The following is a 10,237-nucleotide window of genomic DNA, read 5'->3' as shown; positions in this document are numbered from 1 at the left end:
CGATCCAGAACGCCTTCATCGAAAGCTTCAATGGCAGACTGCGGGATGAGCTCCTGAACGAGACGCTCTTCTCGTCCTTGAACCAGGCCCGATCAACGCTCTCAACCTGGTGCAACGACTACAACGATCATCGACCACACTCCGGCCTCGGCTGGCTCACACCAGCCGAGTTTGCTCAGACCATCAACCCGCGACGTGATGCGGTACTGCGCAGCCGGAACGGCGCCGCACCGCAACCCGCCGCTACCGCCCCTAATACAGCAACACAAAACCGCCGGAGCGAACTCAAAACTGGATAAAACTTGGGGGCAAGGTCAAGATCACTGAACGGGGCTATCCCGTTGCCGAGGTTTCGCAGCGGCTCGGCGTCAGCCAGCACTCTCTCTGCGAGTGGAAGAAGAAGTTTGCTGTCTCGCACGCCAAGCCGAAGGACCAGGTGCTGATCCATTCGGACCAGGGCTCGCAGTTCACCAGCATGGGCTGGGCATCGTTCCTCAAGCACCACAATCTGGTTCACTCAATGAGCCGTTGAGGGAACTGCCACGACAATGCCGTGGCTGAGAGCATTTTTCATCTTCTGAAGCGGGAGCGGATACGCCGCAGGGTGTATCGTTCACGCGATGAGGCCCGCGAGGACGTGTTCGATTACGTTGAGATGTTCTACAACCCGAGACGCAAACCCGTCAGGAACGGGATTCTGTCACCCGTCGAGTTCGAGAAACAGCAGAAAATCTAACCCGAGGGTGTCTACAAATCTCGGGGCTATTCAGTGATCGTCAAGAAGCCGATACAGACCTGGCGTAGGAGTTGCGTCCCGGCTTTGAATGCGAGCAGAGATTTGACTGCGATTGATCCTTCTTCTTCCTGCGAATTCACTCCATCCTTCGACCAGACCGGCGCCGTATGCGTTCTCGGGAGGCCCTGTCGTCAGTTGCGGCTCGACAGTCAATGGTCTCCCGCGCCTGGAGCGGAAAACGGGCGTTTCCATTTGCAGTTGACGAATCTTGGATCCGAGCCGCTGGACGTTTTCACCCTCGCCTTTACATGCCTGCGGGCAATCGAAGGTGATCCGGATGCAGAAAATGCGACTCTGCAGCGCCGTCATGCCTATTTCCACGAAGTCGCTCCCCCGGCGGGCTTGACGCTGGCGCCCGGCGCACGGTGGAAGTTCTCGCTCGGCGGTCTGGGGGGGGCGCCAAGGCATCGTGGAGAGGGAGTGTCCAGCGCTTATGCGAGCCTTTGTGACGGCAGTCGTGTGGATGTAGACATCGGAGACCTGCGCCGAGAAATACCCGAACCGGTGCTTCCGGGGGAGGTCAAGGCCGAAACAGTTGCCTATGCACTGCTGCCTTGGCCGCGAGAAGTCGAGTTGAACCCTTCCAGATGGATGGCGGGCTCTCTGGTCGCCGAGGTGGGAAGCCCGGCCGTGGATCTGGCCGCTATCGGCAGGGTGGATGCTCTCTTTCACAGACTTTTCCCGCTCGATGAACGCCCCTTTTCCTTTCTGCCGCAACGGCAGGACCGCCTGCTCCGCTTCCTGTCGGCTTCGGAGTTCAGCGCGGGCGAATATCGCCTCGACTTTTCTCCCGATGTGGTGTCGCTGCGATATGGCGATGCCGGCGCTCGCCAATCCGGGCTTGTCGCGCTCGGGCAGTTGCTGCGCGGTGCCCGGTCCGGCAAGGGTTTCCGGTTCCCGGAAGGTGGCCACATATCCGACCGTCCGCGGTTCTCCTGGCGTGGTTGCCATCTCGACACCGCTCGACGCTTCTATCCGCCGTCCGACATTGCGCGGCTGATCGATATCCTGGCCTATCTGCGGATGAATATTTTCCATTGGCATTTGACCGATGACGAAGCTTGGCGGCTGGAGATCGAGAGCTTGCCGCAGCTTGCGGCTGTCGGCTGTCGGCGCAATCCCGATGGTCCACTGCTGCCTGTGCTTGGTGACGGGGCGGACGGCTGTGAAGGCAGCTATGGTCGCCGCGAGATCGATGGGCTGGTCGCGCATGCGGCGAGTCTTTGCGTCGAGATCGTCCCCGAGATCGACGTGCCCGGGCATTGCTCCGCCGTCCTTGCGGCATTGCCCGAGCTGGGCGATCCGGATGAGGCCTGTCGGTCGTACGTGTCCGCCCAAGGGTTCTTCAACAACGCGCTCAATCCCGCCTTGCCGGCGACCGAACGGTTCCTCGAAACGGTTCTTGATGCGGTCGTGGCCCTGTTTCCGTCAAAGCACGTCCATGTCGGCGGGGATGAGGTCCCAGCGGAGGCATGGGCAACCTCGCCCTTGGCCAACGCGATGATGGTCGAGGGCGGGTTTGAAACCGCAGCCGAGCTGCAGGCGGTCCTCATGCGTCGTATCCATGACATGCTGCGGCGGCGCGGTCGCCTGCTCGTTGGCTGGGACGAGGTCGCCAATGGCGGCGGCATCGACATGGAGGGCGCCCTCCTGATGGCCTGGCGCTCACCGGCCATTGCCGCCGATCTCGCCGCGCGCGGCTATGATCTGATCGTGACCCCGGCGCAAGCCTATTATCTCGATATTGCGTGTTCCACAGACTGGAATGAACCCGGCGCGAGCTGGGCAGGGTCAACGTCGCTGCAGCAGGCCTATTTCCATGAGGTCGGTGCCGGTGTGCCTGAGGCTCATCGGCACCGACTGCGGGGCGTCCAGGCCTGCATCTGGTCGGAGCTCATCGAAACGCGGGAGCATTTCAACCACCTCGTCTTTCCGCGTCTTGCGGCGATCGCCGAGGCTGCGTGGACACCGCCCGATGGCAAGGACTGGGATCGTTTTCTGCAACTGACCTGGCTGTGTCCACGGCTCTAGAATCGGTCGTCTCGATAGAGTTTCGGTGGGCGCAAACTCTTCTGCGGTTCAGGCAAGGTTCAATCCTGTGCTTTCAGGAGATCGCCGTAGACGCTTCGTTCCGAACCCTCGACGGGAACGGCGCCTACGGTACGAATGTAAAAGTCCTGTGGGCCGGCGCCGCCCACGACGGCATAGGCATAGCCTCTTGCCCGCATGGCCAGCAACGTCTCCAGAAGAAGGGCACGCCCGATGCCTTTCGCCCGCATCGACGCGTCGACGCCGATTGGCCCGAACATTCCAAGCGCTACGGCATCGTAACAGGCAAAGCCGAGCATCCGGCCCTGGCGGACGGCGATCAGGCATGATCCCGGATCGCGCGTCATGGCAACCTGTGCTTCGGAAGCCCAGCGCCCATTGAAGCGATAGGTAACCCAAAGACGCACCGTATCGAGTTCAGGCGCCAAGGCGCGTCGGACATTGATGCCCTCGGCCCCGAGTGCTTGCCGGAGAGCGTGGTCGGGTTCGACATCGTAGAGCTTGACCAGCAGGTCCATGACGACACCCTACCGGCCGAGATGAAGGCCAAGGTCGATCTTCATCGCTCTGGCAAAGTCGGCGAGCATCAGTTCCTTTTCTTCCGTCGAGGCGGAGGTGGGACTTACGGTGCGATCGAGGTCGACCGATGCGAGGTGGACGAAACTGAGGTTGTCACCGCGACGAACCGCAAGCGTCTGGAGCAGCATCAGGCCGCGGCGGATATGATAACCGGTCGAAACGAGAGCGACGCGCTCCGATCCCAACCGTCGAAGGAAGTCCAGCGAATAGGCGGCGTTTTCAAGCGTGTCCTCCGCCTTGTCCTCCAGATGCAGGCGGGATGACGCAATTCCGTTGGAGGAAAGCCAGTTCGCCATCGCTTCGGCCTCGCTGCGCGGCGCCCCGAGCTTGCCACCAGTCAGAACCAGCTGTGCAGCCGGATTTTCCTCGGCGAGGGCGAGGGCTGCCTCAAGTCTTGCGACGAGACGAGGTCGCATGCTGCCGTCTGGCTCGAGCTGGTGGCCAAGCACGAGGATGGCATCGACATCGTCAAGGCCGGAACGGGGGATCGCGTGACCCGGGTGATATTCCAGGATTGGCAGGTCGAGGAGCGGTTCGAGGATAGTCGAAAGGGGCATGAATCCTGTCCAGAAAATTCTTGATCAAATGGCTGCGTCGCAATCGCATCGGCATTCACGCTCTTTGCCACCCGAATTCGACAGGGAAATGAAAAGAGCGCCTGCGTGTTATGCAATTGTCGCACTCTTCAATTAGTAACCTTTCCTGACTTTTAGTCCAGTCCCATTCGGATATTGCCAAAACGCAGGAGAGAAAAGTGTTTAGAATCATACATGTCGTCGGTCTTGCCGTTGCCCTTTCCAGCACCGCGCTTACGAGCGTGATGGCAGAGACCAAGCCCGTCGCGGCCGAGAGCTTCAATCTCAAGAACCTGGATTTCGATCCGGCGAAGCTCACGCGCGAGAACTTCTACGAAACGCTCGCGCCGATCGCCAAGGAAGAGGGCGAGATCAACCTGTATTCCTTCGCCGCCAGCTTCCCGGTCTTCTGGAAGGAAGCCGTCATCCCCGGCTTCGAGAAGAAGTATGGCGTCCGTGTCAACTTCTACGACGTGAAGGAAGACGTGGCCAAGCAGCAGTTGATCGCGGTCCATGAGGCCGGTCAGGACTCGCCCGCCGATGCCTATTTCGCTCCGGGCCCGACTCCTGCGGAGACCCGCAATACGCCGATCATCGCCAACCTTCCGCTCGCCGACATCCTGCCCGAAGCAGCGAACTACGATCAGCACCTTTTGCACAATTCCTTCGGCTTCGCCCATGGCGGTACTTTCATGCCGCTTCATCGCGACCAGACGGGTCTCGGCTACAACAGCTCGCTGGTGGCGCCGCAAGACGTCCCGAAGGACTTCGCCGAGCTTCTCGCCTACGCCAAGGCCAATCCGAAGAAAGTGGCAATCACTTCACCGCTGAAGGGTGGTTCCGGCGAGAACTTTCTCTACAGCCTGGCTCAGACGATGCTGACCGGGGAATGCCATGACAAGCTGTCCAGCGATTTCGGCTGGGACGATGCCGCCGCGCATGAATGGGTCGCCAAGAGCGGTTGCTTCAAGCCCGTCTGGGACTATCTGATGGAACTCACTCCCGCGGTCGAGGTGACGAATGGCAATGCCGACACCCAGAATTTGATGGGCAACAATGCGGCAACGATCGGCACGGTATGGGAAGACTACGCCTACACCTTCGTGCAGGACAAGCAGCTGCCGGAAAGCTATCGCATCACCCTCCTGGCCAATGGTCAGAACGGCGGCGGCGACGGCATGTTCGTGCCGCGCAACGCCAAGCATGTCGCGGCCGCACTCCTCCTCATCGACTATGCGATGGGCCATGATCCGCAGCTGTGGAAGATGAAGAACATGGCGTCCCGCACGGCACGCCTCGACATCGCCCTGACCGATGCGATCGAAGCCCATGACGCACAGTTCATGGTTCCGGAAGACATCTATCGCAAATACGCGATCGGCTACCCGACCGTTCCTGTGATGGCCGCGATCCGCGACGGCTACGTCGACGAGATCCTGTCGAATTTCTGAGCCAGCAAAAGCGCATAGGGTGGGAGTGATGGCACATCTCGAGGTAACCGATCTAAGCAAGAGGTTCGGCGGGACCGTTGCTCTTCATCCCATCGAACTATCCGTCGAGCAGGGTGAGTTCATCACCCTGCTCGGTCCTTCGGGCTGCGGAAAATCGACCTTCTTGCGCATGCTGATGGGCATTACCGTGCCGACGTCGGGTCAGATCGTTCTGTCGGGGCGGCGTATTGAGCGAGATGCGCCGGAACGCCGCAATGTGTCGATGGTGTTTCAGTCCTATGCCCTGTTTCCCCATCTGACCGTGCTCGGGAACCTCAGGTTCGGCCTGCGTATGAAGCGCGTCCCACGGCCCGAGCAACAAAGGCGCGTCGAGCACGCCGTGCGCATCTGCAACCTTGGCGCATATCTGGACAGGATGCCAAAGGAGCTCTCGGGCGGCCAGCAGCAACGCGTGGCGCTGGCACGCGCCATCGTGATGCAGCCGGATCTTCTGCTGTTCGATGAACCCTTGTCCAACCTCGATGCCAAACTTCGGGAATCCCTGCGAGAGGAACTTCTGGACCTGCATCGTCGTGTCGGTGCGACAAGCCTCTATGTAACCCACGATCAGGATGAGGCGATGGCAATGTCCGATCGCATCGTGGTCATCAATGATGGCCGTGTCGTCGAAACGGGGACTCCAGCGGTCCTCTATCACCGGCCCAAGACCTTGTTTACCGCGCGCTTCCTGGGCCATACCTCGATCGTCAAGGCCGATGCCGATGGCGACGACCTCCTGCTGCCCTGGGGGCAGGTCGCCAAGGCCGACAATGTCACGAAGGGCAAGGTCCATCTCTCGATCCGCCCGGAAGACTTTTGTCTGCACGCCCTGCCGGACGGACCCGGCACCGTCGTCGGAGCCCAGTTTCTCGGGGCCTCGATCCGCTACCGCGTCGAGATCGGCGGTCAAACCGTCATGGCCAGCGTCACGGGCCGGGAGGCGATGCTTCCCGCGGGGGCACGGGTTTCGTTGACGCCATTGGCGCCGCTTCACCTTCTCGAAAACGGTGGAGCCTGACCCTTGGCAAAAGACAATCGTGCGCTGTTCCTTCTGCTCCTACCCGGTGTCGGCTTCTTGCTCGCCATGTTCGGGCTGCCGCTTGCCATGGCCTTTCTCGGCTCGTTCGGAGTGGGCATACCTGGCCCGAAGGCGGGTTTCTCGCTGGCGGCCTACCAGAAGATCTTTCATGATCCACGGTATGTTTCCGGCCTCGGCACCTCGCTCTACTACGGACTGGCGCCGATTGCCGTCGACCTCCTGGTGGCGATACCGCTGTCTCTTGCGCTCAGCCGCAGTTTCGTCGGCAGAAAGCTGTTCAACGGGCTCTACAAGATACCGCTTGCGATCCCCAGTATCGTCATCGCGTTTGCCATGCTGACGCTCTTCGAGCAGGGTGGCTTCCTCAGTCGTCTGGCCGCTCTCGCCGGACTGCAGCTTCCGAGACTGGTGCGCGATCCGTGGGGCATCGGTGTCATCGGCGCGATTGCGTGGAAGGATGTCCCCTTCATGACGCTGATCATAACTGGCAGCTTTGCTGCTGTGCCGACGGAACTCGTTCATGCCGCACGGGCACTCGGCGCATCGCGATTAAAGGCCTTCGCGCTCGTCATGCTGCCGCTGTCAATGCCCGGCATAACGGCGGCCGTGCTGCTCGTCTTCATCCGCTCGATTGGATCCTTCGTGCTGCCGGATGTGCTTGCCGCATCCTTTCCGTTGCCGCTCTCCGTCCTCATGTATCAGGCGTTTCGCGAGTCCAACTGGCCGCTGGTCTATGCAATCGGTTCTATCCTGATGGTGGCGTCACTGGCGGTTCTGATGGCTTACTATCTGCTCTGCGACAGCCTGTTGGCTCGGCGCACCGCCAAACGGAACTCCTGACATGACAAGCGAGACGACGATATTCCACGGCAAGCGCCGTATCGCCTTCACATCGGAGGATGCTCCCTGGCTGGCTGGGGGCCTGTACTTGTCGCTGTCCGTCGTGATCGGCCTACCGATCATGATGATCGTGCTGTGGTCCGTTGCTGATGGCTGGTTTCCGCCATCCTTGCTGCCGCAGGACTACACTCTCCATCACTGGCGGGAGGTTACCGAGGACCGTGGCCTGGGTGAAGCAGCACTGCGATCGATCGCGATCTCGGCCATGGTGACCATGTTGAGCGCGGCGACCGCGTTGCCGACGGCCTGGGCGCTCGCCCGTTTTCCCTTCCGATTGAAACGAGCGGTCGAGCTTTTCGTTTTGGCGCCCCTGATCGTTCCGGGCCTCGTCGTCGCCGTCGGGGTGGGGCAGATCTTCCTTCGGCTCGGCCTGTCCTACACGGTGACTGGTGTCGTACTGGTCCAGCTTGTCGGGACCCTACCGCTGATGATCCGCCTGCTCAGCGCTTCGCTGGAAGGCATACCGGAGGATCTGATACTCGCCGCGCGATCCCTTGGCGCCTCGCCGATTTCGGCCATGGTGTCGCTTGTGCTGCCCCTCACAGTTCCGACCTTCATTGCCGGCGGGCTGCTGACCTTCGTCGACAGTTTCCAGGAATTCGACATGACCTTCATCGTCGGTGCTCCGCTGGTGGAAACGCTTCCCGTCCGGCTGTTCTTCTACCTGGACGGCTCAGGTATCCGGTTCACCAGCGCGGCGGTGGTAAGCCTCATCCTCGCCTTTCCCGTGCTGCTGGTCTTCGTGCTGGCAAGCCGTATCATCCGGGACGACGTCATGGCATCCGGAATGGGGAAGTTGTAGTCCTGCTGCGGCCAGCGCATAAAGCACATGGGAAGTCAGGTCGCTTGGTGGCCGCGGCTCAAGGTAATCGGGGAACGGTAATTCATGGGATTTGCGGAGAACGGTCCGCCGGTACTGCGGCAACTGTCCGTGCGAGCGGTCGTTGATGTCCTGCTGCATCAGGGACCGGTCTCGCGCGTCGAGCTCGCCAAACGGACGGGTATCTCCAAACAGACGATGTCCGACATCATCCGCACACTCGAGGAAAGCGGATATGTCCGGGCGACCGGCACGGTGGGCGGACGTGTCGGGCGAAACGCGGTCACTTACGAACTCTCACCCGATATCGGCTATGTGGCGGGAGCCGAAGTCGGGGCCTCGACTGTGCGCCTCGCGCTCGCCGACATTACCGGCGCATTGATCGCTGAATGCGAGGCCGTGGCAGTGGATCGCGACATTGGTCTCTTGATCGAGCAGGTCGGATCCATGCTCAGGACCCTCGCCTCCCAGGCGGGTGTAGACTACGCAAAAATCGCCGTTGCGGCCGTCGCGACGCCCGGGGTTGTCGATCCTGTTTCCGGCGGCCTGCGCTATGCGCCGAATGTTGCCGTCGCCGAGACGATAGACCTCAGGGCATGCTGCGAAGCCGTGCTCGGTTGCGATGTCGTCATAGAGAACGACGTGAAGGCGGCCCTGATTGGCGAAGCATGGCAAGGTGCGGCGGCCGGTTCGGCTTTCAATGTGTTCGTCCAATTGGGTACCGGCATCGGCCTTGGCGTCATGCAGGATGGAAAGTTGCAGCATGGGTCGACGGGGGCTGCGGGGGAAATCGCCTATCTGCCAATCGGCGCCGATCCGACGACCGAGGAGAGTCTCGAGCGCGGCACGCTGGAATGCGCGATCGGGGCCAGCGGCATAACCGCGCGTTTCGAACGGCTCGGCGGCGCACCCGGGATGACGGTCAGGGCGATCTTCGACATGGCCCGTAAGGGCGAGCCGTGCGCCTGCCGTGCAGTCAGGGAGACGGCGGAGATTGCCGCGCTGATGGTCGTTGCGATCGGGGCAATGTACGACCCTCAAAAGATCATCTTTGGAGGGGGTATTGGTCGTGATCCGCTGATGGTTCAGGAAACGCGTGAAGCGCTCAGATCGCGCTCCCGCCGTGAGTTCTCGATCGAGACGGCGTCACTCGGGCAGAGATCGACGATCTACGGGACGATCGCGATCGCCACGAATGCACTTCACAACGCGCTTTTCACGCCGACGGCTCTTGTTGAACGGCGCCAGATGCCTCCGGCGCCGAGCGCTTCCTGACAGGGATCAACAGCGAATTGCGCCTCAAGTCGATGGTTCCCGATGCGTGAGGTCGTCAATTCTCAGGCCGTTCAAGTCGACAGAGCCTTGTTTGGGGCAATCTAACCAAAAAACATTGCCTCAAGCCAGACGCTCTATGATCTCCCAGCATTCATAACGGAGATCGTTCGGGATAGGCCAAATCCTGCCCCCGCAACCAACCATCCCTGTGATCCCGTAGCATTAAACGCTGCGGGATTTTTGCGTTTCTCGCCTTTAGATGTCCCCGATCGGTTCATGGGGTGTGACCTGGGCCCCAGAACTTCCTCCAGATTTTGGTAAAGTCCGTCACAGCCAGGAGGCGGACGAATGAAGCGTTCACGGTTCACGGAAGAACAGATCATCGGGATATTGAAGGAGCAGGGTGAGCCTTGGCGAACGGCGCAGAGACAGTCGATGTCTGCCGCAAGCACGGCATTTCGGATGTAACCTTCTACAAATAGTGAGCCGCTGTAAGCGCCACTGGTTCAAGCCCAGTGGCGAACGCGAAGTATGGCGGCATGGACGGTGAAGCGGAAAAGCAAATGATCCTGTGAATCATTTGCCCGCTGAACGATGCCCGCAAGCTGAAGAAGCTCTTGGCCGAAGCCATGCTGGACAATGCGATCCTGAAGGATGTCGCTTCAAAAAAATGGTGACGCCCGATGTGAAGCGGGATGCGGTGGTTCACGTCTG

9 protein-coding genes and 2 pseudogenes are annotated in these 10,237 nt (G+C 60.7%); 9 read left to right on the top strand and 2 right to left on the bottom strand.

The window, feature by feature from the left end; all coding sequences use genetic code 11:
* From L867_RS27185 to L867_RS0120800, 3 genes and pseudogenes are all read left to right on the top strand, one after another.
* On the top strand, positions 1-299 hold a 299-nt coding region (locus L867_RS27185; protein ID WP_156951582.1), incomplete at its 5' end, for an integrase core domain-containing protein.
* Positions 296-736 (top strand): annotated as a pseudogene (locus L867_RS28095) (IS3 family transposase). The gene L867_RS27185 and the pseudogene L867_RS28095, both read left to right, overlap by 4 nt.
* A gap of 33 nt (positions 737-769) precedes the next feature.
* On the top strand, positions 770-2,827 hold the full coding sequence (locus L867_RS0120800) for a beta-N-acetylhexosaminidase (protein ID WP_232363989.1): 2,058 nt from the start codon (positions 770-772) through the stop codon (positions 2,825-2,827).
* Positions 2,828-2,886: 59 nt separating this feature from the next.
* Here the strand turns inward: L867_RS0120800 and L867_RS0120795 are convergent, their stop codons facing one another.
* Together L867_RS0120795 and L867_RS26025 are read right to left on the bottom strand one after the other, a co-directional pair.
* Positions 2,887-3,363: a GNAT family N-acetyltransferase gene (locus L867_RS0120795; protein ID WP_028738627.1), complete on the bottom strand. Its 477-nt coding sequence runs from the start codon at positions 3,361-3,363 to the stop codon at positions 2,887-2,889.
* A 9-nt stretch (positions 3,364-3,372) separates the two neighbouring features.
* Positions 3,373-3,981 carry a YdcF family protein gene (locus L867_RS26025; protein ID WP_051439147.1) on the bottom strand — a complete coding sequence of 203 codons (609 nt, stop codon included), beginning with the start codon at positions 3,979-3,981 and terminating at the stop codon, positions 3,373-3,375.
* Between the two features lie 197 nt (positions 3,982-4,178).
* On the opposite strand from L867_RS26025, the gene L867_RS0120785 reads away from it, so the two are divergent.
* The 6 genes and pseudogenes from L867_RS0120785 to L867_RS28090 all read left to right on the top strand — a co-directional run.
* Positions 4,179-5,450, top strand: a complete 1,272-nt coding sequence (locus tag L867_RS0120785) for an extracellular solute-binding protein (protein ID WP_051439146.1) — start codon at positions 4,179-4,181, stop codon at positions 5,448-5,450.
* Between the two features lie 28 nt (positions 5,451-5,478).
* Entirely contained in the window at positions 5,479-6,507 is a 1,029-nt protein-coding gene (locus L867_RS0120780) for an ABC transporter ATP-binding protein (RefSeq protein ID WP_028738625.1), read from the top strand.
* A 3-nt stretch (positions 6,508-6,510) separates the two neighbouring features.
* Entirely contained in the window at positions 6,511-7,368 is an 858-nt protein-coding gene (locus tag L867_RS0120775) for an ABC transporter permease (RefSeq protein ID WP_028738624.1), read from the top strand.
* Position 7,369: 1 nt separating this feature from the next.
* Positions 7,370-8,230, top strand: coding sequence for an ABC transporter permease (locus L867_RS0120770; protein ID WP_028738623.1), 861 nt, complete (start codon positions 7,370-7,372; stop codon positions 8,228-8,230).
* An 84-nt stretch (positions 8,231-8,314) separates the two neighbouring features.
* Positions 8,315-9,523, top strand: a complete 1,209-nt coding sequence (locus L867_RS0120765; RefSeq protein WP_028738622.1) for an ROK family transcriptional regulator — start codon at positions 8,315-8,317, stop codon at positions 9,521-9,523.
* A gap of 348 nt (positions 9,524-9,871) precedes the next feature.
* Positions 9,872-10,237, top strand: a pseudogene (locus L867_RS28090) (transposase); the annotation flags it as partial.

It is taken from the genome of Paenirhizobium selenitireducens ATCC BAA-1503 (assembly GCF_000518785.1).
Classification (GTDB): domain Bacteria; phylum Pseudomonadota; class Alphaproteobacteria; order Rhizobiales; family Rhizobiaceae; genus Allorhizobium; species Allorhizobium selenitireducens.
The sequence above is the reverse complement of the archived record's forward strand: the minus strand, read 5'-3'. Positions and strand labels throughout refer to the sequence as shown.

Excerpts from the sequence above, each read along its gene's own strand:
- L867_RS0120795 (WP_028738627.1), bottom strand. The coding sequence starts at position 3,363 with ATGGACCTGCTGGTCAAGCTCTACGATGTCGAACCCGACCACGCTCTC.
- L867_RS26025 (WP_051439147.1), bottom strand. The coding sequence starts at position 3,981 with ATGCCCCTTTCGACTATCCTCGAACCGCTCCTCGACCTGCCAATCCTG.
- L867_RS0120780 (WP_028738625.1), top strand. The coding sequence starts at position 5,479 with ATGGCACATCTCGAGGTAACCGATCTAAGCAAGAGGTTCGGCGGGACC.
- L867_RS0120770 (WP_028738623.1), top strand. The coding sequence starts at position 7,370 with ATGACAAGCGAGACGACGATATTCCACGGCAAGCGCCGTATCGCCTTC.
- L867_RS0120765 (WP_028738622.1), top strand. The coding sequence starts at position 8,315 with ATGGGATTTGCGGAGAACGGTCCGCCGGTACTGCGGCAACTGTCCGTG.